Genomic DNA, 664 nt, shown 5'->3' on the forward strand with positions numbered 1-664 from the left:
CCAGCCGCACAAACGCGTGGGCGAGGGCTGGCAAGCCATTGGCTGGGATGAAGCCTTTACCCTGGCCGCCGACAGACTGTGGGCAGTCCAGCAAGCCCACGGGCACAATGCCGTGGCGGTCTATCAGGGCAATCCGAGCGTGCACAACTACGGCTTGATGACGCACAGCAACTATTTCCTCGGCCTGCTGAAAACCCGCAACCGTTTCTCTGCCACTTCGGTGGACCAGTTACCGCAGCACCTCGTCAGCCACCTGATGTACGGCCATGGCCTGCTGCTGCCGGTCCCCGATATCGACCACACCGACTTCATGCTGATCCTCGGCGCCAACCCACTGGCTTCGAATGGCAGCATCATGACCGTGCCAGACGTGGAGAAGCGCCTGAAGGCCCTGCGGGCACGTGGCGGGCGCCTGGTGGTGATCGACCCGCGGCGTAGCGAAACGGCTGCGATGGCGGACACTCACCTGTTCATGCGCCCAGGCGGGGATGCTGCCCTGCTCGGCGGCGTGCTCAACACCCTCTTCGCCGAAGGCCTGACGCGGGGCTCGCATTTGCCCATCAACGGGCTGCAGCAGGTGCGCGAAGCGCTTGCGCCGTTCACTGCAGAGGCCATGAGCGCGCATTGTGGCATCGCGCCAGCGCAGATTCGGCAACTGGCACGC

The 664-nt window shown here is 64.8% G+C and carries 1 protein-coding gene; it reads left to right on the forward strand.

Features of this window, described 5'->3' with window-relative positions:
• Window positions 1–664, forward strand: a 664-nt coding sequence (locus tag HP547_RS29190; protein ID WP_172288987.1) for a molybdopterin-dependent oxidoreductase, incomplete at both ends; no start/stop codon positions are given.

It is taken from the genome of Pseudomonas sp. CM27 (assembly GCF_013179515.1).
Lineage (GTDB): Bacteria > Pseudomonadota > Gammaproteobacteria > Pseudomonadales > Pseudomonadaceae > Aquipseudomonas.